General features: G+C 75.3%; 20 protein-coding genes and 1 pseudogene. 5 read left to right on the forward strand and 16 right to left on the reverse strand.

What is annotated here, in order from left to right; translation table 11 throughout:
* Nucleotides 1–2472, reverse strand: a 2472-nt coding sequence (locus tag OF117_RS01180) for a serine/threonine protein kinase (protein ID WP_263550956.1), incomplete at its 3' end; no start/stop codon positions are given.
* 368 nt (nucleotides 2473–2840) lie between these two features.
* On the opposite strand from OF117_RS01180, the gene OF117_RS01185 reads away from it, so the two are divergent.
* The gene (locus tag OF117_RS01185) at nucleotides 2841–3815 is read left to right on the forward strand and encodes a zinc-binding alcohol dehydrogenase family protein (RefSeq protein WP_263550957.1); all 975 of its coding nucleotides are present in this window, start codon (nucleotides 2841–2843) and stop codon (nucleotides 3813–3815) included.
* A gap of 74 nt (nucleotides 3816–3889) precedes the next feature.
* Here OF117_RS01185 and OF117_RS01190 read toward each other — a convergent pair whose 3' ends face one another.
* The 8 genes and pseudogenes from OF117_RS01190 to OF117_RS01225 all read right to left on the reverse strand — a co-directional run bounded on the left by OF117_RS01190 (nucleotide 3890) and on the right by OF117_RS01225 (nucleotide 12807).
* On the reverse strand, nucleotides 3890–4846 hold the full coding sequence (locus tag OF117_RS01190) for a VWA domain-containing protein (RefSeq protein WP_263550958.1): 957 nt from the start codon (nucleotides 4844–4846) through the stop codon (nucleotides 3890–3892).
* Nucleotides 4843–5850, reverse strand: coding sequence for a DUF58 domain-containing protein (locus OF117_RS01195; protein WP_263550959.1), 1008 nt, complete (start codon nucleotides 5848–5850; stop codon nucleotides 4843–4845). Before OF117_RS01195 ends, OF117_RS01190 begins: the two co-directional genes overlap by 4 nt.
* 302 nt (nucleotides 5851–6152) lie before the next feature.
* Nucleotides 6153–7073, reverse strand: a pseudogene (locus tag OF117_RS01200) (AAA family ATPase); the annotation flags it as partial.
* A 510-nt stretch (nucleotides 7074–7583) separates the two neighbouring features.
* Nucleotides 7584–8864 (reverse strand): NlpC/P60 family protein, encoded by a 1281-nt coding sequence (locus OF117_RS01205; RefSeq protein WP_263550961.1) that lies wholly within the window; start codon nucleotides 8862–8864, stop codon nucleotides 7584–7586.
* A 214-nt stretch (nucleotides 8865–9078) separates the two neighbouring features.
* Nucleotides 9079–10614, reverse strand: a complete 1536-nt coding sequence (locus OF117_RS01210; protein WP_263550962.1) for a long-chain-fatty-acid--CoA ligase — start codon at nucleotides 10612–10614, stop codon at nucleotides 9079–9081.
* Between the two features lie 151 nt (nucleotides 10615–10765).
* Nucleotides 10766–11476: an NAD(P)-dependent oxidoreductase gene (locus OF117_RS01215; protein ID WP_263550963.1), complete on the reverse strand. Its 711-nt coding sequence runs from the start codon at nucleotides 11474–11476 to the stop codon at nucleotides 10766–10768.
* A gap of 139 nt (nucleotides 11477–11615) precedes the next feature.
* Nucleotides 11616–12038 (reverse strand): DUF1772 domain-containing protein, encoded by a 423-nt coding sequence (locus OF117_RS01220; protein WP_263550964.1) that lies wholly within the window; start codon nucleotides 12036–12038, stop codon nucleotides 11616–11618.
* 7 nt (nucleotides 12039–12045) lie between these two features.
* Nucleotides 12046–12807 carry an SIR2 family NAD-dependent protein deacylase gene (locus OF117_RS01225; RefSeq protein ID WP_263550965.1) on the reverse strand — a complete coding sequence of 254 codons (762 nt, stop codon included), beginning with the start codon at nucleotides 12805–12807 and terminating at the stop codon, nucleotides 12046–12048.
* 146 nt (nucleotides 12808–12953) lie between these two features.
* Between OF117_RS01225 and OF117_RS01230 the strand changes: the two genes are divergently transcribed.
* The 4 genes from OF117_RS01230 to OF117_RS01245 are packed head-to-tail and all read left to right on the forward strand — an operon-like array spanning nucleotide 12954 to nucleotide 17754.
* Complete coding sequence (locus tag OF117_RS01230) at nucleotides 12954–15812, forward strand: aconitate hydratase (RefSeq protein ID WP_263550966.1); 2859 nt, start codon at nucleotides 12954–12956, stop codon at nucleotides 15810–15812.
* A 4-nt stretch (nucleotides 15813–15816) separates the two neighbouring features.
* Complete coding sequence (locus OF117_RS01235) at nucleotides 15817–16224, forward strand: SDR family oxidoreductase (RefSeq protein ID WP_263550967.1); 408 nt, start codon at nucleotides 15817–15819, stop codon at nucleotides 16222–16224.
* A gap of 47 nt (nucleotides 16225–16271) precedes the next feature.
* Nucleotides 16272–16994, forward strand: coding sequence for a sirohydrochlorin chelatase (locus tag OF117_RS01240; protein WP_263550968.1), 723 nt, complete (start codon nucleotides 16272–16274; stop codon nucleotides 16992–16994).
* 31 nt (nucleotides 16995–17025) lie between these two features.
* On the forward strand, nucleotides 17026–17754 hold the full coding sequence (locus tag OF117_RS01245) for a DUF881 domain-containing protein (protein ID WP_263550969.1): 729 nt from the start codon (nucleotides 17026–17028) through the stop codon (nucleotides 17752–17754).
* Between the two features lie 69 nt (nucleotides 17755–17823).
* Here the strand turns inward: OF117_RS01245 and OF117_RS01250 are convergent, their stop codons facing one another.
* The 7 genes from OF117_RS01250 to OF117_RS01280 form a co-directional block, all read right to left on the reverse strand.
* Complete coding sequence (locus OF117_RS01250; RefSeq protein WP_263550970.1) at nucleotides 17824–18105, reverse strand: hypothetical protein; 282 nt, start codon at nucleotides 18103–18105, stop codon at nucleotides 17824–17826.
* A gap of 51 nt (nucleotides 18106–18156) precedes the next feature.
* Nucleotides 18157–19005, reverse strand: coding sequence for a sulfurtransferase (locus OF117_RS01255; protein ID WP_263550971.1), 849 nt, complete (start codon nucleotides 19003–19005; stop codon nucleotides 18157–18159).
* On the reverse strand, nucleotides 19002–19463 hold the full coding sequence (locus OF117_RS01260; RefSeq protein WP_263550972.1) for an SgcJ/EcaC family oxidoreductase: 462 nt from the start codon (nucleotides 19461–19463) through the stop codon (nucleotides 19002–19004). The genes OF117_RS01255 and OF117_RS01260 overlap by 4 nt, the downstream gene beginning before the upstream one ends.
* 119 nt (nucleotides 19464–19582) lie before the next feature.
* Complete coding sequence (locus tag OF117_RS01265; protein WP_263550973.1) at nucleotides 19583–21475, reverse strand: ABC transporter ATP-binding protein; 1893 nt, start codon at nucleotides 21473–21475, stop codon at nucleotides 19583–19585.
* 75 nt (nucleotides 21476–21550) lie between these two features.
* On the reverse strand, nucleotides 21551–22348 hold the full coding sequence (locus tag OF117_RS01270; RefSeq protein ID WP_263550974.1) for an enoyl-CoA hydratase/isomerase family protein: 798 nt from the start codon (nucleotides 22346–22348) through the stop codon (nucleotides 21551–21553).
* The gene (locus OF117_RS01275; protein WP_263550975.1) at nucleotides 22345–22572 is read right to left on the reverse strand and encodes a helix-turn-helix domain-containing protein; all 228 of its coding nucleotides are present in this window, start codon (nucleotides 22570–22572) and stop codon (nucleotides 22345–22347) included. The genes OF117_RS01270 and OF117_RS01275 overlap by 4 nt, the downstream gene beginning before the upstream one ends.
* 186 nt (nucleotides 22573–22758) lie before the next feature.
* On the reverse strand, nucleotides 22759–24360 hold the full coding sequence (locus OF117_RS01280) for an ABC-F family ATP-binding cassette domain-containing protein (protein ID WP_263550976.1): 1602 nt from the start codon (nucleotides 24358–24360) through the stop codon (nucleotides 22759–22761).
* Nucleotides 24361–24538 lie beyond the last annotated feature (178 nt).

Here is a 24538-nt window from a genome sequence, read left to right on the forward strand (position 1 = left end):
CGCGGGCTCGACCGGCTCGACCGGCGGCGCGGGCTCGACCGGCTCCTCCGGAGGCAACGGCTCCTCCGGCGCCACCGGCTCGACCGGCTCCTCCGCCGGCAGCTGCTCCTCCGCCGGCACCGGCTCGCCCGACCCGCTCGACTCCCCCGCCGAGGACTCGCCCGACCCGCTGGACTCCCCCGCCGAGGACTCACCCGACCCGCTCGACTCCCCCGCCGAGGACTCGCCCGACCCGCTCGACTCCCCCGCCGAGGACTCACCCGACCCGCTGGACTCCCCCGCCGAGGACTCGCCCGACCCGCTGGACTCCTCCGCCGACGCCTCGTCCGTCTCGTCTGTCGCCGTGTCGCTCGGCGACGTCCCGTCGCCCGTCCCCGTACCTGCCGGGTCCTCGACGGAGAACTGCAGAGCGATCTCGACGATCTCGGGGGCGGCGGGTTCGTCCTGGTCACCGGCGCTGCCCCGCAGCCGGTCGACCACCACGGTCGTGTCCTGCTGCACGAGGACGACGGTGAAGTTCTGGACGATGACGGGTGCGGGCTTGACGACCGTGACGGGCCGGCGCCCCAGTTCGGGCCACGTCTGCCCCGTGTAGCGGACCTGCTCGCGAGCCGCGGGCCGGTCGAGCGGGTTGCCGCAGGCACACCGCACACGCGGCACGCCCCGCTCGTCCACCAGCACGGCGGTCCCGGCCTGCAGGACGGACTGGTAGGGGAGCGCCCTGCCGTTCCGGAAGCCGTGGTTGGTGACGGCCGTGTCGGTGCGGAGGACGACCGGGGTGAGCGACATCAGGAACTGCCGGATGTCGCTGGGCCGGATTCCCTGGGCACGGGCCCAAGCTGCCGCCCGGTCCGGATGGCCCTCGAAGAACTCGGCCATGAACTCGGCGCTGCAGGCCTCGGCACCCGTACCGCCGTAGAGGCCCGCGGTGTCACCGGACACGGGCACGTCCCGGCTGCTCGTCTCCGGCGGCGCACCGTCCCCGGCGTCGGGCGACCCCGGTTCCTCGCCGGTCGGGGACGCCACCGGCGCCGGCTCGGATCCTGTGCCCTCGGGTGCCGGCGGCGGCGTGAAGGGGTCACCGGCGGAGGAGTCCGCGGGTTCGGCCAGGACGGGCGTCGCCTCGACCGGGTCGAGGAGGTTCGCCAGCACTGCACCCGTCCCCAGGGCGAGGACGAGCAGGCCGACGACGGCGAAGCGCATGGCGAGACGTCGCCGCGGCGAACCGCTCGGCCGCGGACCCTCGGTGGACAGGGCCGGGATCGCGGCAGCGGCAGCACCGACGCGTGACCGGTCCCCGGCGTCCGACAGCGGTGCCGGACGCGCGACGGACCCGCGCCGGTCCCCGGCGGACCCGGCGTCGTGACCGTGTCCTGGCCCGTGGTGCTCCTCGAAGGCCGGCCCGCGGCCCGGAGAGGGGGCGGTTCCGTACGGGGCGTGGTCTGCGGCCGGGAACCCCACGGACGGTCCGATGGAGGGCCGGCTGCCGCCGTCCCCGTCGTCGACGGCCGTCGCGACCTCCGGGGGGAAGCCGTCCGACGTCGCGACGGCGCCACGCAAGCCCGCTCCGCTGTCCGCGGTCCGCCAGTCCCCTGATGGCGTTCCGGGCGTCGGCCGGACGAGGGCCGACTCGAGCTCGCTCACGAGCTCCTGGCACGACCCGTACCGGTCCGCCGGCTCCTTCGCCATGGCCCGCGTCACGACGGCGTTGACCGCGGCGGGGACCTCGGGGCGGATGCCCGCGATCGGGGGCGGCGTCTCGACCAGGTGGGCCCACAGCAGCGCGGCGTCCTCGTCCCGGCGGAAGGGCGGCTGCCCGGTCAGGCACTCGTACAGCACGCAACCGAGCGCGTAGATGTCGGTGCCCGGGCCCACCGGCCTGCCCTGGATCTGCTCGGGGGAGACGTAGTCGACGGTCCCGAGGAAGTGCCCGGTGCCGGTCAGCCCCGAGAGCTCGGACGCGCGCTTGGTGAGACCGAAGTCCGTGAGGTAGACGTGGTGGCCGCGAGCCTGCCCGGGGCGCTGCGGACCTTCTGCCACCAGGATGTTCGCCGGCTTCACGTCCCGGTGGACGAGCCCCGCCCGGTGGGCGGTGTCCAACGCGTCCCCCAGCTGGCTGAAGATCCGCAAGGCCCAGTCCAGGGGCAGTTGACCGCCCTGCTCGGTCAGGACGCCCTTCAGGTCGCGCCCGACCACGTACCGCATCGCGATGTAGAGCTGCCCGTCGGCATCGCCCGCCTCGTAGATCGGCACGATGTTCGGGTGGTCCAGCGATGCCGCCAGCCGGGACTCCCTGATGAAGCGCTGCCGGAACTGCTCGCTGTCGGCGAGCTCCGGCGGGAGCAGCTTCAACGCGACCTTGCGGCCCAGGCGCATGTCCTCGGCGCGGTAGACCACCGCCATCCCGCCGCGGCCGATGAGGGAATCGATCCGGTAGCCGGCGATCACGCTGCCCGGTTCGTAGGTGGTCATGGTCGACCGTCTCCGCTCAGCGTTCGGCCCCGCCGCACCGGGGGCGATGGCGGTATGCGGGTGTCAGCGGGGGCCGGCGGGAGGTGCGGGACGCGGCACGCTCTCCCGACACCGGCGTGCCGGCCGACCGAAGTGGCTGCTCTGGGCACATGGAACCTCGCCTGCGTGTCCGGGCGATCCGACATGAGCAGGGTCGACTCCGGCGCGAGGCCAGGATAGTCACCTCAGGTGTGATCGGAAGCCTCACGAGGTGTTTTCCCCGGCCACCTTGGTGGTGGACGGGTCCCGACGCGCCGCCTCGATCGCCGGCTGCCCGCCGCTCGTCGCCCCGACCCGGACCGGGTGCTCCGGGCGCAGGCCCTAACCTGATGGGCGTGCGAGCGGTCCGGATCACCCGGTTCGGCGGTCCCGAGGTCCTCGACCTCGTCGACCTCCCCGAGCCGGAGCCGGGTCCCGGTCAGCGGCTGTTCGACGTCAGCACGGCGGGCGTCAACTACGCCGACACCCACCAGATCGAGGACTCCTACCTCGCCCGGCAGCGGCTGCCGCTGGTGCCCGGGGCGGAGTTCGTCGGCCGGTCGGACGGCGGCCCGCGGGTCGTCGGCCTGCTCGACGGCGGCGGCTACGCGGAGAAGGTCGTCGCGGACGAGCGGCTCACCTGGCCGGTGCCCGACGGGGTGGACGACGAGCAGGCGCTGGCCGTCGTCCTGCAGGGGGCGACCGCCTGGCACCTGCTGCGCACCAGCGCCCACCTGGCCGAGGGGGAGACCGTCGTGGTCGTCGCCGGCGCCGGAGGGGTCGGCTCGCTCGCCGTCCAGCTGGCCCGGCGGTGGGGCGCCGGCCGTGTGATCGCCACTGCCTCGAGCCCCGGCAAGCGCGCCCTGGCCGAGGAGCTGGGCGCCGACGCCACCGTCGACCCGGCGTCGGCCGACGACGACCCGCGGCCGTTCACCGCGGCGTTGCGGGAGGCCAACGGCGGCGAGCCGGTCGACGTCGTGCTGGAGATGACCGGTGGGAACGTCTTCGCCGGGTCGCTGTCGGCGCTGGCCCCCTTCGGCCGGCTGGTCACCTACGGCATGGCGGCCCGGCAGGAGACCCGATCGGTGCACCCGGGAGCCCTCCTGCAACGCAGCCGGGCGGTCATCGGCTTCTGGCTCGCGCACTGCATGCGCCGGCCGCACCTGCTCGACGCCGCGATCGGGGAGCTGCTGCCCATGGTGGCCGACGGATCGCTGCGCCCGGTCGTCGGCGGCCGCTACCCGATGTCCGCCGTCCGCGAGGCCCACCGGGACCTGCGCGCCCGGCGCACCACCGGCAAGCTCGCGCTCGACCCGGCCCGTTAGCCGAGGGGCTGCAACGGCCTCGCTGCAGGGGCCCGCCGCGAGCAGAGCGAGTGGTGGGGGGCAGCGGGGTCCTTCTAGAGCAGGCGGTTGGTCCAGAGCAGGCTGAGCACGGTGCCGAGGAGAGCCACCAGCACGCCGGCCCGGACGAACCACGGGCTGATGTCGCGCGGCTCTATGGTGTAGCCGATCTGGCTGCCGAGGTCGGCGTAGACCTCCTCCAGCTCGGCCGCGCTCGCTGCCTCGCTGTAGCTGCCGCCGGTCTGGTCGGCGATCTCCTCGAGCGTCGCGCGGTCGACCGGCACCGGGACCTGCTCGCCGTCGAGGTCGAGCACCCCGTAGTCGGTGCCGAACGCGATGGTCGACACCGGCACGCCCGCGTCCACGGCGGCCTCGATGGCCTGCGTGTCGTTGCGGCCGACGGTGTTGTAGCCGTCGGACAGCAGCACGATGCGGGCCGGCGGCAGGTCCTCGGCCGGCGCGTCGAGGCTGGCCTGGTAGTTCTCGATCGCGTTGAGCGCGGTGAACACCGCCTCGCCGATCGCGGTCGACTCGGCCAGGTCGAGGTTGTCGATGGCGGTGCGCACCTGCTGGCGGTCGGTCGTCGGCGTCACCAGCGTCGTGGCGGTGCCGGCGAACGACACCAACCCGAGGTTGATCCGCTCGGGCAGGATGTCGACGAACTGCTTGGCCGCCGTCTGCATCGCCTGGAAGCGGGTGGGCTCGACGTCGCTGGCCTCCATCGACAGCGAGACGTCGACGGCCATGACCACGGTGGCCCGCTCGCGCGGCACCCGCACCTCCGTGCTCGGGACGGCGAGGCTGGCGACGAGCGCCGCGAAGCCGAGCGCGAGCAGGCCGAAGGCGACGTGGCGCCGCCAGCCCGGACGCCGGGGCACGATCGACCCGAGCAGCGCGACGTTCGTGAACCGGGCGGCGTAGGCCTTGCGGCGCAGCTGCAGGACGACGTACAGGGCGACGAGCGCGGCCACACCCAGCAACCCGAGCAGCCACAGCGGGGACTGGAAGGTCATCGGGAGGCTCCTCCGCTGCCGGCACGCCGGCGGTCTGCGACGAATCGGACCACGTCCATGAGCCAGTCGCGGTCGGTGCGCAGCTGCAGGTGCCCGGCGCCGCACCGGCGCAGGGCGGCGGCGATCTCCCTCCGCTGGGCGGCCGCGCCGGCGGTGAAGCGGGCGCGGAACTCGGCGTCGCCGGTCGGCACCTCCAGCGTCTGCCCGCTCTCCGGGTCGACGACGGTCAGCAGCCCCACGTCGGGCAGCTCCAGCTCGCGGGGGTCGACGACCTCGATGGCGAGCAGCTCGTGACGGGCGGACAGCCCGCGCAGCGGGCGCTCCCAGTCCAGGTCGCCGAGGAAGTCGGAGACCACCACGACCAGCCCGCGCCGCCGCTGCGGGCGGCGCATCGTCTCCAGCGCCGCGGCGAGGTCGCCGCGGCGCCCGCCCGCGGCCCGCGGGGTGGCCACCACGGAGCGCAGCAGCCGCTCGGCGGCCTGCCGGCCGGGCAGGGCCGGGTAGCGGTCCAGCCGCTCGCCGGTGGTGACGACGGCGCCCAGCCGGTTGCCCCCGTGCACGGTGAGGTGACCGACCGCGGCGAGGCCGGCGATCGCCAGGTCGCGCTTCGTGCAGGCCGCGGTGCCGAAGTCGAGGCTGGCGGAGAGGTCGACGACCGCCCAGGTCTCCAGCTCCCGGTCGGCGATGGTCTCGCGCACGTGCGGCACCTGGGTGCGCGCGGTCACCGGCCAGTCCATCCGCCGGACGTCGTCGCCCGGGTGGTAGGTGCGCGAGTCACCGGCCTCGCTGCCGGAGCCGGGCACCAGACCCAGGTGGTCGCCCTGCAGCAACCCGTCGAGCCGACGCCGGACGGTCAGCTCCAGCCGGCGCAGCAGCACGTCGGTCGGCCCGTCGGTGAACCGCGGCGGGGCGCCGTTCCCCCCGCCGGTCCCGACGCCGGACCCGGGCGTGGCCGGGTGCAGGAGCAACCCCGGGTGGGCGCCCCCCACGGGAGGGGGCGCCACCGGCGCAGCGGCCGCGGCGCGGCGTCGGCGCCTCACGCCGACTGCGCCCCCGGGGCGGCTCCGCCGTCCGCGGACCCGTGCCGGCCGTGTTCTGGCCCGGCCGCGTGCGCCCCGCCGGGCGGCGGCCCGAACCCCGGCCGGCCGAACGGATCCGGGCCCGGTTGCCCGTACGGGCCCGGCGCCGGCGGCCAGCCCGGGTGCGGCCCCGGCTGCGGACCGCCGTACGCGGGCACCGACGGTCCTCCCGGGACGCCCGGCCCGCCGCCCTCGGCCCGCTGGCGCGGGGCGACCTGGGGCAGCGGCACCGTCTGCACGATCCGCTTCACCACGTGGTCGGCCGGCACGCCGTCGGCCAGCGCGTCGTAGGAGAGCACCAGCCGGTGCCGCAGCACGTCGCCGGTGACGTCGAGGACGTCCTGGGGCAGCACGTAGTCGCGCCCGCGGACCAGCGCCAGCGCCCGGCTGGCCGCGATCAGCCCGAGGGACGCGCGCGGGCTGGCGCCGTAGGAGACCCACGACGCGACGTCCTCCATGCCGTGCTCCCGGGGCGACCGGGTGGCCACCACCAGCCGGACGACGTAGTCGACCAGGGCGTGGTGGACGAAGACCCGGGAGGCGGTCCGCTGCATCCGCCGCAGGTCCGCCGGCCCCAGGACCGTCTCGGCGACGGGCGGCTCCGAGCCCATCCGGTAGACGATCTCCCGCTCCTCCTCCGGGCTGGGGTAGTCGACCAGCACCTTCATCAGGAACCGGTCGCGCTGCGCCTCGGGGAGCGGGTAGACGCCCTCGGATTCGATGGGGTTCTGCGTGGCCAGCACCAGGAACGGGTCGGGCAGCGGGTGGGTCACCCCGCCGATCGACACCTGGCGCTCGGCCATGACCTCCAGCAGCGCCGACTGCACCTTCGCCGGCGCCCGGTTCACCTCGTCGGTGAGCACGAAGTTGGCGAACACCGGGCCCAGCTCGGTGTCGAAGGCGTCCTGCCCCGCTTTGTAGATGCGCGTGCCGATGATGTCGGCCGGCACCAGGTCCGGGGTGAACTGGAGGCGGGCGAACCGGCCACCGACGACCTTCGCCAGCGTCTCGACGGCCAGCGTCTTGGCCACCCCCGGCACGCCCTCGAGCAGCACGTGGCCGCGCGCGAGCAGGGCGACGAGCATCCGCTCGACCAACCGGTCCTGGCCGACGATCACCCGCTTGATCTCGAACAGGGCGCGCTCCAGGCGCTCGGCGTCGACCGACGGTGGGACGGGCGGGCCGGCCTCGCCGGCGCGGGCGTCGACGGGGGCGTCGGTCGGGGTGCTGGCAGGGCTGCTCACGGATCTCCCTGGTCGGTCCGGTCGACGCGGCCGGCGCACGGCGGGTCGACGCAGGCGGCGGAACCGCCCACCACGGCCAGTGTCCTACACCGAGGACGGGCGGCCACCGCCTCGCGCGGTCCGGCGTCCCGCCGGCCCGCTGACCGGCTCGGACGCCGTCGCCGGGTGGTCCGGAGCCGATGGCTGCGACCGCCCGGCACGCGGTCGGGAAAGAAGTTGCGAAGGCGCGCGCACTCCCCTGCCCCGCGGCGCCGGTCGCTGCTAACGTTCGCTGTGCGTCGGGCAGCTCCCCCCGTGGCTGCCCGACGCCTCTACGTCCGGCCCCGGTCGAGGTGCCGCCGCGCGCCGTGGCGGCCGCTACCGGCGAGCCCCTGCACCGGCCCGCGGACCGCCGTCCGGTCCTGCGCACGCCGGTCAGGCCGAGGGCCGCACGGCCCCCGCGTATCCGCGCCACCGCATCGGCGACACCTTGACGACGTCCCCGCTCTGCGGCGCCTCCACGATCCGCTCCCCGCCCAGGTACAGGGCGACGTGGTGGATGGTCGTCGGGTCCGACGGATCGGTCGCCCAGAAGACCAGGTCCCCCGGCTGCAGGTCGTCGACGGCGACCGGCGGCAGACCGGCGAACTGCGCCCGGCTGTTGCGCGGGATGGGGACGCCGGCCTGCGCGTAGGCGTACTGGGTGAGGCCGCTGCAGTCGAAGCCGAAGACGCCCTCGTCGAGGTCGAAGCCGTAGCCGGGTCCCCCGGTGCCGCCGCCGCCCCAGGCGTACGGCGTGCCGAGCCAGGTGAGCGCGGCGTCGACCGCGGTGGCCGCCGCGGACGCCGAGCCCGACCCGGGCGGGACGGGTGCGCGGACCGGCGCACGGACCGGCGCACGGACCGGCGCGGGCCGGGCGAGCGCCGCCGGCCGGGCCGCCGCCTGCTCGGCGGCCGCGCGGTCTGCGGCGGCGCGCTCGCCGACCAGCGCGGCGAGCTCCTGCTCGGCCGCGGCCAGCGCGGTCTGCAGCCCGGCCTGCTCGACGGCCAGCGCGACGGCCTGCTCGCGGGCGGCCCGCGTCGCCGCCTGGGCCGCCTCGAGCGCCGCGGCGGCCCGGGTGCGCAGTGCCTCGGCCTCCACCAGGGCGGTGCGCGCCTCGGCGTCGGCCCGGGCGGCCTGCTCCTGCAGCGCCGTCACGCGCAGGAGCACCGCCGACCGGTGCTCACCGGCCGCCTCCAGCAGCGCCGCCCGCTCGACCAGCTCCCCGACGTCGGCGGAGGTGATCAGGGAGGCCGCACCCGGGTACGAGCTGCCCGACATGTAGCTGTTCCGGGCGAACTCGACCAGCTCGCCGCGGGCCACCTCCAGCTCGGCGGCGGCCGCGGCGGCCGCGTCCGCGGCCGTGACGGCGCGTTCCTGCGCCGCCGTGTACTGCGCCTGGGTGGCCTGGAAGCCGTCCATGGCGATCGCGGCGGCCGCCTGCGCGGCGGCCACCCGGTCCTGCGCCGCGACCAGCTCACCGGTCAGCGCGCCGATCCGGGCGGCGACGGCATCGGCCGCGGCGCGCGCGTCGGCGATCTCGGTGTCGCCGGGCGTGGCCCCCGCGGAGCCCGGCGCGACGCCGCCGAGGAGCGTGAGGACCAGCGCGGCGGAGGCACAGGTGACCGTCCGCCGGGCGGCCCGGTGCCACCGGCTGCTGCGGATGTCGCCCACCACGCCCCCGACCTCGTCCCCGCGCGCCGGGACCCCGTCGGGGCCGGCCGTGCGGCTCGTCTCCAGCGCGGCACCCGGCAGGGCGCCACTCTGGAGGAGATCGGCCCGTCCGGGAAGGCCGTTGAGCACGCTCCCCCGGACGGGTGACGCGGGCAGGCGCCGCCGACCGGGCGGGATCACCCGGTCAGGTCAGCAGAGCGACGTCAGCGGGGCGGCCTCAGTGGACCTGGCGGTCGGAGGTCGACCAGTAAGCCTCGCGCAGCTTGAACTTCTGGATCTTGCCGGTCGCGGTGCGCGGGATCGCGTCACGGAACTCGACCCGCTTCGGGATCTTGTAGCCGGCGATCCTGCCCCGGCAGTGGGCGATGATGTCGGCCTCGGTGACCTGCTCGCCCTCGGCGACGACGACCAGCGCGGTGACCAGCTCACCCCACTTGTCGTCCGGTACGCCGATGACGGCGACCTCGGCCACCGCCGGGTGGGCGAAGACGACGTCCTCCACCTCGATCGAGGAGACGTTCTCCCCGCCGGTGATGATCACGTCCTTCTTGCGGTCGGAGATGGTGAGGTAGCCGCCGTCGTCGATGCTGCCGCCGTCGCCGGTGTGGAACCAGCCGCCGTCCAGGGCCTCGGCGGAGGCGTCGGGGTTGTCCCAGTAGCCGGCGAGCACCGTGTTGCCCCGGGCGAGGACCTCCCCCGACTCGGACACCGCCAGCCGGGTGCCCAGGCCGGGGACGCCGGCCCGCGACAGCAACCGCGCCCGCTCCTCGGGATCGAGGTCGTCGTACTCGGCGCGCGGCCGGTTGATCGTGAGCAGCGGCGCGGTCTCGGTCAGCCCGTAGATCTGGTTGAACTCCCAGCCGAGCTCGTCCTCGACCCGGGCGATGGTCTTCGACGGGGGCGGTGCGCCGGCGACGATGATCCGCACGCGGTCGCGGCCGGGGACCTCGCCGTCCCAGTCGGCCGCCGCGTCGAGCACGGCGTTCCACACGGCGGGGGCGCCGGCCATCACGGTGACACCGTGCCGGTCGACCCGCCGCAGGATCTCCGCGCCGTCCACCTTGCGCAGCACCACCTGCCGCGCCCCGACGCCGGCCATCGTGTAGGGCAACCCCCAGCCGTTGCAGTGGAACATCGGCAGCGTGTGCATGTAGACGTCGCGGTCGGAGACCTGCATGTGCATCCCGAAGGTGACCGCGTTGACCCAGGTGTTGCGGTGGGTCATCTGCACGCCCTTGGGCCGGGCCGTCGTCCCGCTGGTGTAGTTGATCGTGGCGGTGGCGTCCTCGTCGGGTTCCGACCACGGCCGCGGCTCGGCGTCGGGTCGCAGCAGCTGCTCGTACTCCTCGCCGGTGCCGAACCGGTGCTCGGCCTCCACGGTCTTGAGCGAGGTCTCCAGCTCCGGGTCGACGAGCAGCACCCGCGCGCCGGAGTGGCCGACGATGTAGCGCACCTCGTCGGGCGAGAGCCGGAAGTTGACCGGCACGAGCACCCGCCCGGACGACGGGACGGCGAACAGCAGCTCCAGCAGGCGCGCGGCGTTGTGGCTGACCACGGCCACCCGCTCCCCCTCGCCGACGCCCAGCTCGTCGAGGCCGGCGCAGAAGGCCCGGCCGCGGCGGGCGACCTCGCGGTAGCTCAGCTCGCCGAGCGAGGGCGCCGGCTGCGCGGGCTCGTCGACGACGCCGGTCCGGTCGCCGTAGACCAGCTCGGCCCGGTCGATGAAGTCGCGGGTGGTCAGGGGCACGCGCATGCCGGCTCCCGGAGGTGCGTGGCCGGCGCCCCGCCGGCCGCTCGACGTGGTCTCCGTCACGCTAACGCGTGCGGTGACGATCGGGTGACCCGGTCACCGGATCCCGCCCCGCGCACCGGGCCGGACGCCGGTCGGCGCGCGTGGGCGCCGTTCAGCGCGCGTGGGCGAGGGCCGACGGCGTGCGGCGGCCCACGATCGCCGGCGCCTCGCGCACCAGCGTCTCGTCGGTGAGCGCCTCGACCATGAACAGCGCGAAGTCGACCCGCCGCGTGCGGTTGCTCGCCAGCACCGGGTCCCCCACGTGCCGGCTCCACACCGGCAGGCCCTCGCTCTCGCCCTCCTCGAGGTCGCTGCCCCGGACCACCGTCCAGCGCGTGTCGCTGGCGAAGATCCGCCGGCAGGCCTCCACCTGGTCCCGCAGGTCGGCGAACCGGGCCAGGCGCGCCAGCAGACCGAACACCGCGACGAACGCGCGCAGCCGCCGGGTGTAGACGTCGCGGCCGTCCCGGGTGATGTGCCAGCCGCAGGAGAAGACCAGCCGGGCGCCCGGCTCGGCGGCGTCGAGCACCGCCTGGGCGGTGCCCGTCGAGTAGCCGCGCACGCCCCGGGGCACCAGCACGGTCAGCACGCCGTCGCACCCGGCCACCGCGCGGCCGACGACGTCGGGGTCGTCGGTGCGCCCCGGGACGACGGTCATCCGCCCGTCGAACTCGGCGAGCTTGACCACGCTCTCCGGGCGGCACACCCCCACGACCTCGTACCCCCGGTCCAGGGCGTGCCGGACCATGTAGCGCCCGAGCTTGCCCGAGGCGCCGACGACGCACACCCGCCGGACGCCGCCGGCCGACTGGTCGCCTGCCATCCGCTCCATCGCTCCCCCTCTCCGGCGCCCCGCGGCCGAACCGGCCCGACGCGTCGTCCCCACGGTGTCAGGCCTGCCACCACGTCGTCAGGCCTTCCACCACGACGCGGTCCGCGCACGCGCCCGCCGAGGCCCCCGGTCAGCCGAGCAGCAGCCACACCGCGGCGGCCACGCCCGCCGTCGCCGCCGCCGTCCGCACGGAGTCGACCCGCAGCAGCCGGCGGTGGGTCCCGGCGTCCCACCCGGCGCCCAGCCGCCGGTGCAACGGCACGGCCCCTCCGGCGGTCGTGCCCAGCACGACCGCCAGGCAGGCCGCGCCCACGAGCACGGGCGGCAGCGGGGCGCCGTCCGGTCGGTCGGTCAGCAGCCAGGCGGTGGTGACCGCCTGGCCGGCGAACAGCGGCCCGACGACGCGGGCGATCCGCCGCTGGTGCCGCCGCTCGAAGGCGGCGAACGCGGACGGCGGGACGAGCGCGAACTGCGGGTAGACCAGCGACCGCACGGTCCACTGGAACCCGGCGTATGCGGCGGTTCCCGCCAGGTGCAGGACAAGCAGCGTCACCCCGGCGTCACGCGACCCGGCCGACCAGCCGCGGCAACGCGGTGGCGATCGGCTCCCGGACGACGAGGTCGGCCAGCCCGTCGTAGGGGGTGGGCTCGGCGTTGACGACGACGACGCGGGCACCGTTCGCGGCGGCGACCTCGACCAGGCCGGCCGCCGGGTGCACGGTGAGCGACGTGCCGACGGCGAGGAGCAGGTCGCAGTCGGCGGCGGCGCGCGCCGCGGCGTCGAGGACGTCGGCGTCCAGGGCCTGCCCGAAGCTGATCGTCGCCGACTTGAGGATGCCGCCGCAGTCGCGGCAGGCCGGGTCGTCCTCGCCGGCGTCGACGCGGTCCAGCGTCGCGCGCATCGGCGTCCGGACCCCGCAGGACAGGCAGGCCACCTCGTGCACCGTGCCGTGCAGCTCGAGCACCAGCTCCGGCGACGACCCGGCCGCCTGGTGCAGCCCGTCGATGTTCTGGGTGAGCAGCGCCCGCAGCCGGCCCTGGCGCTCCAGGTCGACCAGCGCGGCGTGGGCGGTGTTCGGCGCCGCGGTCCAGGCCGGGTGCCGGCGCCGCTCCTGCCAGGCCCGCCGCCGGACGCCGGGGTCGGCGACGTAGTACCGCAACGTCGAGAGCTTCTCCGCCTCGGGGTCCCGCGTCCACACGCCCCGCGGGCCGCGGAAGTCGGGAATGCCGCTGTCGGTGGAGACGCCCGCGCCGGTGAGCACCGTGATCCGGCGCGCCGCGGTCAGCCAGCCGGGCAGCGGATCGGGGACGGCGCCGGTCACGTCCGCCACGGTAGGAGGTCCCCCGCCCGTTTGCGATGCAGGTCACGGAGGGGGAAGGGTTGCCCCACCGAGGCCCCGTGAGCCGCTCCTGGGATGATCGGCGGTGGTCAACGAGGCGGGAACCGACGAGGGGTAGGCGCAGAGCAGTGGCAGCCAGCAAGGACAGCTTCGGGGCCCGGTCGACGCTCACCGTCGACGGGACCGACTACGACATCTACCGGCTCGACGCGGTGGAGGGCGCGGAGAAGCTGCCCTTCAGCCTGAAGGTGCTGCTGGAGAACCAGCTGCGCACCGAGGACGGCGAGAACATCACCGCCGACCACGTCCGCGCGCTGGCGCACTGGGATCCGCAGGCCGAACCCGACCAGGAGATCCAGTTCACGCCGGCCCGCGTGGTCATGCAGGACTTCACCGGCGTCCCCTGCATCGTCGACCTGGCCACGATGCGCGAGGCGATGGCCGAGATCGGCGGCGACGCGCAGAAGATCAACCCGCTGTCCCCCGCCGAGCTGGTGATCGACCACTCGGTGATCGCCGACGTCTTCGGCACCCCCGAGTCCTTCGGGCGCAACGTCGAGATCGAGTACGAGCGCAACCGGGAGCGCTACCAGTTCCTGCGCTGGGGGCAGGGCGCGTTCGCCGACTTCAAGGTCGTCCCCCCGGGCACCGGCATCGTGCACCAGGTCAACATCGAGCACCTGGCCCGCGTGGTCTTCCCCCGGCAGGACGGCGACCGCACGGTCGCCTACCCCGACACGGTCGTGGGCACCGACAGCCACACCACGATGGTCAACGGCCTGGGCGTGCTCGGCTGGGGCGTCGGCGGCATCGAGGCCGAGGCGGCGATGCTCGGCCAGCCCGTGTCGATGCTCATCCCGCGCGTGGTCGGCTTCAAGCTGACCGGTCAGCTGCCGGACGGCGCCACCGCCACCGACCTCGTGCTGACGATCACCGAGATGCTCCGCCAGCACGGCGTGGTCGGGAAGTTCGTCGAGTTCTACGGCGCCGGCGTCTCCGCCGTCCCGCTGGCCAACCGGGCCACGATCGGCAACATGAGCCCGGAGTTCGGGTCGACCGCGGCGATGTTCCCCATCGACGAGGAGACGATCGGCTACCTGACGCTGACCGGGCGCAGCGAGGAGCAGGTGAAGCTGGTCGAGGCCTACGCCAAGGAGCAGGGCCTCTGGCACGACCCCGACCGGGAGCCGGCCTACTCCGAGTACCTCGAGCTGGACCTGTCCACCGTCGTCCCGTCGATCGCCGGGCCGAAGCGGCCGCAGGACCGGGTCTCGCTGACCGACGCCAAGGAGGCGTTCCGCGCGGCCCTCGGCGACTACGTCAGCGACGACCAGACCGGCGGTGAGGCCCGCAAGCCCGGCGTCCCCGCGAACGAGGCGCCCTACGGCGTCGCGTCCATCGTCGACGAGGCCTCGGCCGAGTCGTTCCCGGCCTCCGACCCGGCCGCCCCGGCGGCCTCCGGGGACGGCGAGGCCGGCCGGCCGCACCCCTTCGTGCACGGCGAGCAGCTCCCCGACCGGCCGACCAGGCCGACCGAGGTCGTGCTCGAGGACGGCACGGAGACCTTCGTCGACCACGGGCACGTCGTGATCGCGGCGATCACCTCGTGCACCAACACGTCGAACCCGTCGGTGATGATCGGCGCGGCGCTGCTGGCCAAGAACGCCGTCGAGCGCGGCCTGCTCACCAAGCCCTGGGTGAAGACGACGCTCGCCCCGGGGTCGAAGGTCGTCATGGACTACTACGAGAAGGCGCAGCTGACGCCCTACCTGGAGAAGCTCGGCTTCTACCTGGTCGGCTACGGCTGCACGACCTGCATCGGCAACTCGGGCCCGCTGCCCGAGCCGGTGTCGAGGGCGGTCAACGAGGCCGACCTCGCGGTGGTCTCGGTGCTGTCGGGCAACCGCAACTTCGAGGGCCGGATCAACCCCGACGTCAAGATGAACTACCTGGCCAGCCCGCCGCTGGTGATCGCCTACGCGCTGGCCGGCTCGATGGACGTCGACATCACCACCGAGCCCCTCGGCCAGGGCAGCGACGGCTCGGACGTGTACCTGCACGACATCTGGCCCTCGCCCCAGGAGGTGCAGCGGGTCATCGACGAAGCCGTGAGCGCCGAGATGTTCGCCGAGGACTACGCGGACGTGTTCGCCGGCGACGAGCAGTGGCGCGCGCTGCCCACCCCGGAGGGCGACACGTTCGCGTGGGACCCGGAGAGCACCTACGTCCGCAAGCCCCCCTACTTCGAGGGCATGCCGGCCGAGCCGGCCCCGGTCGAGGACATCACCGGCGCCCGGGTGCTGGCGGTGCTCGGTGACTCGGTCACCACCGACCACATCTCGCCGGCCGGGTCGATCAAGCCGGACTCGCCCGCGGGCAAGTACCTGCAGGAGCACGGGGTCGAGCGCCGCGACTTCAACTCCTACGGCTCGCGCCGGGGCAACCACGAGGTGATGATCCGCGGCACCTTCGCCAACATCCGCCTGCGCAATCAGCTGGTGCCCGGCACGGAGGGCGGGGTCACCAAGAACCACCTCACCGGCGAGACCACGACGATCTACGAGGCGTCGCAGGCCTACGCCGATCAGGGCATCCCGCTGGTGGTGCTGGCCGGCAAGGAGTACGGCTCCGGGTCGTCGCGCGACTGGGCGGCGAAGGGGACCGCGCTGCTCGGCGTCCGGGCGGTCATCGCCGAGAGCTACGAGCGGATCCACCGGTCGAACCTGATCGGCATGGGCGTGCTGCCGCTGCAGTTCCCGGCCGGCGAGTCGGCCGCGTCGCTGGGCCTGTCGGGCGACGAGGAGTTCACCATCACCGGCGTCACCGAGCTGAACGAGGGCCGCACGCCGCGCACGGTGACGGTGCGCGCCGGCGGGGTGGAGTTCGACGCGACGGTGCGCATCGACACGCCCGGCGAGGCCGACTACTACCGCAACGGCGGGATCATGCAGTACGTCCTGCGCTCGCTGCGCGGCGCGCGGGGCTGAGTCCGTGGACCTGGGGCTCGGCGGCCGCGGCTACCTGCTCACCGGCGCGAGCCGGGGGCTGGGGTCCGCGGCCGCCCGGGCCCTGGTCGACGACGGCGCGCGGGTGCTGGTCACCTCCCGCTCGCCGGACGGCGTCGATGCGGCGGCCGCCGAGCTCGGTGGCGCGCCGGTCGCGCACGGGCTGGCCGCCGACCTGGCCGACCCCGACGCCGCCGACCGGCTGGTCGAGGGCGAGACCGCCTCGGGTGACCCCGCCGCGGCCCGCGCCCGCAACGCCGCCCGCGTGCCGCTCGGCCGGGTCGGCGAGCCCGAGGAGTCCGGCCGGGTCGCCGCCTTCCTGCTCTCCCCCGCCGCCTCGTACGTGACGGGCGCGATGGTGCCGGTCGACGGCGGGCTGCTGCGGTCCCTGTGAAGAAGGACCCCCTCGCCCCCGACCGCTCGCCCGCTCGCGGCGGGCCCATGCGGGGCGACCCTGTCCTGGTGGCCTGCGCGCACGGCACCCGCAGCCCCGCCGGGCGGCGGCTGGTCGCCGAGCTGGCCCTGGCCGCCCGCCGCCTGCGGCCGGGCCTGACGACCACGGCGGCCTTCGTCGACGTGCAGCCCCCCACCGTGGCCGACGTCGTGGCCGGGCTCGCCGCGGAGGGCCGACCGGCGGTCGTCGTCCCGGTGCTGCTGTCCGGGGGCTACCACGTGCACGTCGACATCGCCCGGGCGGTCGAGGGAGCCGGGTCGGCCGTCGCCGCCCGGCCGCTGGGCCCCGACCCCCGGCTGGCCGCCGTGCTGCACGACCGGCTGGTCTCGACCGGCGCGGATCCGGCGGACCCCCGCACCGCCGTCGTCCTCGCCGCGGCCGGGTCCAGCGACGCCCGGGCGGTCGCCGACGTCGAACGCACCGCGGCCCTGCTGCGGAGCTCGTGGGCCGGCCCGGTGACGACCGGGTACGGCTCGGCGGCCCGCCCGGCCGTCCCGGACGCCGTCGCCGCGGCCCGGGAGGCGGGCGCGGCGCGGGTCGTGGTCGCCGCCTACCTGCTCGCGCCGGGTCACTTCCACGACCGGCTGGCCGCCGCCGGTGCCGACGCCGTGAGCGCCCCGCTGCTGCCCGACGGGCGGGCCGCCGCCGTCCTGCTCGACCGGTACGACGCGGCACGCGCCGGCCTGCCCGCGCGGTCCGCCGTCCCCTGACCTGCGGCCCCCGGGACCTACCCTGGAGCCGATGAGCGAGCCAACCGCCGACCGGCCGGGTGCGGAGGCCGCACCCGGGTCGGCGGCGCATGCCGCCGCCCGGCGGCGCCGGCGGCTGGTGTCCGCGGTGGCCACCGGCGCGCTCACCGTCGCGCTCGGCTTCGGGCTCACCGTGCAGATCCGCAGCACCGGTGCCGCCGAGACCGTCCAGGGCCAGCGGGAGGACGACCTGATCCGCATCCTGGACGAGCAGGACGGCCAGGAGGAGCAGCTGCGCCAGCAGCTCGCCGAGCAGCGGCGGTTGGTCGAGGAGCTCAGCAGCGGGCGGGAGCGGTCGGGGGCGGCGCTCACCCAGGCCCAGCAGCGCGCCGACGCGATCGCCATCCTCAACGGCACCGCCCCCGCCCGCGGCCCAGGCCTGCGCGTGACGATCCGCGATCCGGAGGGGGCGGTCGGCCCCGGCATCCTGCTCGACGCGGTGCAGGAGCTGCGGGGCGCGGGCGCCGAGGCCATCCAGGTGGACGGCGTCCGCGTCGTCGTCTCCAGCCACGTCGGGGGCGGCCCGGGGGCGCTGAGCCTCGACGGGCAGCCCCTCGAGTCCCCGTACGACCTGCGCGCCGTCGGCCCCCCGGAGGGGCTGACCGTGGCGCTCAACGTGCCCGGGGGCGTCGTCGCCGACGTCACCCGCGCCGGTGGGAGCGCTACCGTCACCGAGGTGGACGAGGTCGTCGTCGACGCGACGGTTCGGCGCACCGGCTGACCCGCCGCGGGCCCGCGGGGGACCGCGACCGGCGCGGACCGCTCGCGGACCGCGACCGGCGCGCGACGCTCAGGGCAGCCAGCCGAGCACGCGTTCGCCGAACTGCAGCACTCCCGCGAAGACCGCGGCCGCGGCCAGCGGGACCGCGGGCGTCCACCACGAGCGGCGCCGCGCGAGACGGACCAGCAGTACGGCCAGGAGCACCCAGAACGCCCAGAGCGAGAACAGCCAGGCGCCCGGGATCACCAGGCCACCGGCCGCGTAGAACCAGCCGACGACCAGGTGGCCGACGGCGGAGACGACGGCGAGCGCGAGCGGTGCGCCGCGCCGCCGGAGGCGGGTCGAGGTCACCCGGCCAGTCTCGACCGCCGGGCGGCCGCGCGGATCGGGGTTTCCCCCCGGTCAGCCCGGTCCGGTGGCCACCGGCCGGTCCGGGTCGGCCGCCCACTGCGACCACGACCCCGGCCACAGCGCGGCCGGGATCCCGGCCCGGGCCAGGGCGGCGACCTCGTGCGCCGCGGCGACACCCGAGCCGCAGTAGACGCCGACCGGGACGCCGGGCCGGGCACCCAGCGCCTCGAACCGCTGCGCGAGTGCAGCGGCTGCACGGAACGTGCCGTCCGGGGTGAGGTTGTCCGCGGTCGGCGCGCTCACCGCGCCGGGCACGTGCCCGGCGCGCGGGTCGACCGGCTCCTTCTCGCCGCGGTACCGCTCCCCCGCCCGCGCGTCGAGCAGCAGGCCGCCGGAGGCCGGGAGCGCCGCCGCTCCGTCGGGTGACAGCACCGGCATGCCGCCGCCGGTCAGCTCGACGTCCCCCGGCTCGGGGACGACCTCGCCCGTCTCGACCGGGCCGCCGGCGCGCCGCCAGGCCGGGAGACCGCCGTCGAGCAGCCGCACGTCGGCGTGCCCGCCCCAGCGCAGCAGCCACCAGGCGCGGGACGCCGCGAGCCCGCCCGTGGCGTCGTAGGCGACGACGGGGTCGCCGGTGCGCACCCCCCACCGGCGCGCCGCTGACTGCAGTCGCCGCACCGACGGGAGCGGGTGGCGCCCGGCCGCCGGGGACGGCGGATCGGCCAGCTCGCCGTCCAGGTCGACGAAGACCGCGCCGGGCAGGTGCCCGTCGAGGTAGCGCCGGTGGCCGCGGTCGTCGCCCAGCGCCCAGCGGACGTCGAGCAGCACCACCCGGCGGCCTGCCGCCAGCTCCGCGCGGAGGCCGTCGGCGGCGACGAGGACGTCGTCGCCGGGTGTCACGGCGCGGCCAGCAGGCCGCGCAGCTCCTCGGTGAGGGCGTCGCGCGCCTCGGGGCGCCCGTGCCAGGCCGCCGGGGTGGCCTGGAGCAGCGAGATCTTCCACCGCCCGCCGTCGTCGACGGCGACCAGCGTGTGCACGGTGAGCAGGTCCGGGTCGAGGTCGTTGCCGCCCGCCGGGATCATGCCGGCGTGCGCGTGCAGCACCGCGACCCCCGGCGCCATGGGCCGCACCGAGCGGACCAGGCCGACGTAGAAGGGCGTCTGGTGGGAGCCGAAGATCCGGCGGAAGTCGGACGCGATGGACAGCCGGCCGCTGGTGTGCGAGCCGTCGAACCCGACGATCTCCCCGTCGTCGGCGAACCCGGCGGACACCGCCGCACCGCTGCGCCGGTTCCAGCCGTCCAGGAAGCCGGCGTAGAGCGCCCTGATCTGGGCCTCGTGCGGGTGCGCTGCTGTCACACTTCCTCCTCGCTGGCGACCGCCGGTTCCGGGTCCGGCGGTGCGGTGCCGCTGCGTGACCACGCCAGCCCGGTCACGTCGTCGCCCTCCTCGAGATGGGACGGGTGTGACGCTAGTGGTCAGGCGGCGTCGACCGTTCGACGCTCGCCGTCGCGGAACTGCGTGCGGTGGAGGTCGGCGTAACGACCGCCGAGCGCCAGCAACTCCTCGTGCGTGCCCGACTCCGCGATGCGACCGCCGTCGACCACCAGGATCAGGTCGGCGTTGCGGACGGTGGACAGCCGGTGCGCGATGACCAGCGACGTCCGGCCGGTCAGCGCGGTGTCGAGGGCGTGCTGGACGGCGACCTCCGACTCGCTGTCGAGGTGCGCGGTCGCCTCGTCGAGGATCACGATGCCCGGCGCCTTGAGCAGCACGCGGGCGATGGCCAGCCGCTGCTTCTCGCCCCCGGACAACCGGTAGCCGCGGTCGCCGACGACGGTGTCGAGCTCGTCGGGCAGCGCGCGCACGAGCGCCGCGATCCGCGCGCCGGCCAGCGCGTCCCAGAGCTGCTGCTCGGTGGCGTCGGGGCGGGCGTAGCGGAGGTTGGCGCGGATGGTGTCGTGGAACAGGTGCGCGTCCTGGCTGACCACGCCGATCGCGTCGCGCAGCGAGGCCTGCGTCACCCGGCGCACGTCGACCCCGCCGACGCGGACCGACCCCTCGGTGACGTCGTACAGCCGCGGCACCAGGTTGGCGATGGTCGTCTTCCCGGCACCGGAGTGCCCGACCAGGGCGACCAGCTGCCCGGGCTCGATGCGGAAGGAGACGTCGTGCAGCACCGCGGTGGGGCCACCGTGCTCGGGCAGCGACACCTCCTCCAGCGACGGCAGCGACACGTCGGACGTCGCCGGGTAGCTGAACGACACCGCGTCGAACTCGATCGACCGGTCGTCCGCCGGGACCGGGACGGCGTCGGATGCCTCGTCGATCATGGGCGCCAGGTCGAGGACCTCGAAGACCCGGTCGAAGCTCACCAGGGCGCTCATCACGTCGACCCGGATGTTCGACAGCTGCGTCAGCGGCCCGTACAGCCGGGACAGCAGCAGCGCGAGGGCCACCACGTCGCCGGGGCTGAGCGAGCCGGTGAAGGCGAACCAGCCGCCCAGGCCGTAGACCAGCGCGGTGGCCAGCGCGGCCACCAGCGTGAGCGCGGTGAAGAAGGTGCGGCCGTACATCGCCGACAGGACACCGATGTCGCGCACCCGGGCGGCGCGGCCGCGGAAGGACTCCGCCTCGTCCGCCGGCCGGCCGAACAGCTTGACCAGCAGCGCGCCCGCGACGTTGAACCGCTCGGTCATCGTGCCGTTCATCGACGCGTTGAGGCCGTAGGACTCCCGCGTGATCTCCTGCAGCCGCCGGCCGATCCGCCGGGCCGGCAGCACGAACAGCGGCACCATGACCAGGGAGAGCAGGGTGATCTGCCACGACAGCGTCAGCATGACGCCGGCGGTCAGGACCAGGCCGATGACGTTGCTGACCACGCCGGACAGCGTCGAGGTGAACGCCCGCTGGGCGCCGATCACGTCGTTGTTCAGCCGGCTGACCAGCGCACCGGTCTGCGTGCGGGTGAAGAAGGCGACCGGCATGCGCTGCACGTGCTCGAACACGCGGCTGCGCAGGTCGTAGATGACGCCCTCGCCGATGCGGGCGGAGTACCACCGCGTGGCCACGGAGATCCCGGCGTCGACCACCGCCAGGGCGGCGATGAACAGGGCGATGCGGATGACCCCGGTGGCCGTCCCGTCGAGGCGGGCGATGCGGTTGACGATGTCGCCGGCCAGCAGCGGGGTCACCACGCCGATCACCGACGAGCCGATGACCAGCAGCAGGAACCAGCTCAGCTCCCGCCGGTACGGGACGGCGACCCCCAGGACGCGCCGCACCGTGCCGGGCGGCAGTTCCCGGGTGGTCACCGACGGGTCGCGCCGGAACGAGCGCATCGCCGCCATGGAGGTCATCGGGCTGCTCACGTCGGCCCCTCCTCCCGTCGCTCGACCGCCTCGACGCCAACGCCGGGCCGGCGCGGGCTGTTCCTCCCGAGTGTGTCAGCGGCCACCGACGAGTTCGTGCAGCCGCTGCACCTGCGCGGCCCGCTCGGCGGCGTCCTGGGTCGGCGGGTCGTTGCGGACGGCGGAGCGCACCAGCGCGGCGGTCGCCCGGCTGGCGCCCACCGGAGGCGCGGTGAGTGCGGCGGTCAGGTCGGCCACGGCCGCGTCGAGCTCGGCGGCGGGGACGACGGCCGTCGCCAGCCCGATCGCGCGGGCCTCGGCCGCCCCCACCGTCCGGCCGGTCAGGCAGATCTCCAGGGCCCGCGCGTAGCCGACGAGCTCGACGAGGGTGCTCGTGCCGGTGAGGTCGGGCACCAGCCCCAGCGTGGTCTCCGGCAGCCGGAACCGGGCGTCGTCGGCCAGCACCCGCAGGTCGCAGGCCAGCGCCAGCTGGGCGCCCGCCCCGATGGCGTGGCCGCGGACGGCCGCCACCGAGACGATGCCCGGGGAGCGCAGCCACCGGAAACCGGCCTGGTAGGCGCGGATCCGCTCCTGCGCCTCCTCGGCGGCGAGCCGGCCCAGGTCGCCCAGACTGCCGGGCACGTCCGGCCCGGAGCCGAACAGGGAACGGTCCAGCCCCGCGGAGAACGCCCGTCCGGTGCCCCGGACCACGACGACGCGCACGCCGTCGTCGAGCGAGGCGCCGACGGCGGCCAGCGCCGCCCAGGTGGCGGGCGTCTGCGCGTTCAGCCGGTCGGGACGGTCCAGCGTCACGGTGAGGACGGCCCCGTCCCGGCTGGTGCGGACCCAGCCGGAGGGGTCCGGCGGCCGGCTGTCTGCCGAGCCCGCCGTCACGCCTTCTTGCTGTTCCGGTTGGCCCCGCCGCGGCTGCGCAGCGTGGCCCCGGACTCCGACAGCAGCCGGTGCACGAAACCGTAGGAACGGTTGGTCGAGGTGGCCAGCGACCGGATGCTCTCGCCCTCGTCGTACCGCTTGCGCAGCTCGTCGGCGAGGTTGGTCCGGTCACCTCCCGTGATGCGCTTGCCCTTGCCGAGGTCAGCGGTGCTCGAGTCGGCCATGTCTCCCCTCCGGTGGCAGCGGACGGCCGGGGGCTGGCTGGACCTCCGCGCCGGTGCAGACATGATCACCCAGCGAGCGCACCTGCGCGATGCGAGAACACCGTCGGCCTCCGACCTCCGGCCTCCGACCTCCGACCGCTACCGCGTGCCCCGGCGCCCAGCTCGTCACGACGGTGCTTCCCGCCGCTACGCCAGCTCGACCAGGTCGGCGAAGTCCTCGCTCCAGGCGTCCTCGGTGCCGTCGGGCAGCAGGATCACCTTGTCCGGGTCGAGCGCGCGGACGGCGCCCTCGTCGTGGGTGACCAGCACGATCGCGCCGGTGTAGGTGCGCAGCGCCTGGAGCACCTGCTCGCGGCTGGCCGGGTCGAGGTTGTTGGTCGGCTCGTCGAGCAGCAGCACGTTGGCGCCGGAGACGACCAGCGTCGCCATCGCCAGCCGGGTCTTCTCCCCGCCGGACAGCGTGCCGGCCCGCTGGTCGACCGCCTCGCCGGAGAACAGGAAGGCGCCGAGGATGCGGCGCAGCTCGGTGTCGGTGCTCTGCGGGGCGGCCGAGCGCATGATCTCCAGCAGGCTGCGGTCGAGGTCGAGGGTCTCGTGCTCCTGCGCGTAGTAGCCGATCCGCAGGCCGTGCCCGGGCTGCACGACGCCGGTGTCGGGGACCTCCTCGCCGGCCAGGATGCGCAGCAGCGTCGTCTTGCCCGCGCCGTTGAGCCCCAGGACGACGACCCGGGTGCCCCGGTCGACGGCGAGGTCGACGTCGGTGAACACCTCGAGCGAGCCGTAGTTCTTCGACAGCCCCTCGGCGGTCAGCGGGGTCCGCCCGCACGACGCCGGGGTCGGGAAGCGCAGCTTCGCGACGCGGTCGGCGACGCGGACCTCCGCCAGGCCTGCGGCCAGCCGCTCCGCCCGCTTGTCCATGCTCTTGGCCGCCCGTGCCTTGGTGGCCTTGGCCCGCATCCTGTCGGCCTGCGCCGACAACGCCTCGATCTTGCGTTCGGTGTTGGCCCGCTCCTGGCGGCGGCGGCGCTCGTCGGTCTCCCGCTGGAGGAGGTAGGGCTTCCACCCGAGGTTGTAGACGTCGACCTCGGCCCGGTTGGCGTCGAGGTGCCACACCTTGTTCACCACGGCGTCGAGCAGCTCGACGTCGTGGCTGATCACGACCAGGCCGCCCTTGTGCGCGGCGAGGAAGCCCTTGAGCCAGGTGATCGAGTCGGCGTCCAGGTGGTTGGTCGGCTCGTCGAGCAGCAGCGTCTCGGCGTCCGAGAACAGGATCCGCGCGAGCTCCACCCGGCGGCGCTGGCCCCCGGACAGGGTCCGCAGCGGCTGGCCCATCACGCGGTCCGGGAGGCCGAGGGCGGTGCAGATGCGGGCGGCGTCGCTCTCGGCGGCGTAGCCGCCGAGGGCTGCGAACTGGTCCTCGAGCTGCCCGTACCGGCGGACGGCGCGGTCGCGCTCGGCGTCGTCGGCCGGCTCGGCCATGGCCACCTGGGCCTTGACCAGCCGGGCCTTGAGGACGTCGAGCCCGCGGCCGGACAGCACGCGGTCGGTGGCGGAGATGTCGAGGTCACCGCCGCGCGGGTCCTGCGGGAGGTAGCCGACCTCGCCGGTGACCTCGACCTTCCCGGCGTGCGGCAGCCGCTCACCGGCGAGGGTGGTGAGCGTGGTGGTCTTGCCGGCCCCGTTGCGCCCGACCAGGCCGATGCGGTCACCGGGCTGCACGCGCAGGGTGGCGTCGCCGATGAGGATGCGGGCGCCGGCGCGCAGCTCGAGGCCGGTCGTCGTGATCACTGGCTCCAGGGTAGGCGCTGCGGCCGCCGACCTCGACCGACTTCCGGGTGACGTCGGCGGCACCACCGGCGGGATCTCCGGGGCAGCCCCGATCCGGGACCGCCCGTCGCGCGGGGACGATCCGCCCGTGATCTCCCGGTGTGCTCCTTCGTCCTGGCCGCCCTGCCCGGTCTGCGGC

The sequence above is a fragment of the Geodermatophilus sp. YIM 151500 genome, assembly GCF_025716945.1.
Classification (GTDB): Bacteria; Actinomycetota; Actinomycetes; order Mycobacteriales; family Geodermatophilaceae; genus YIM-151500.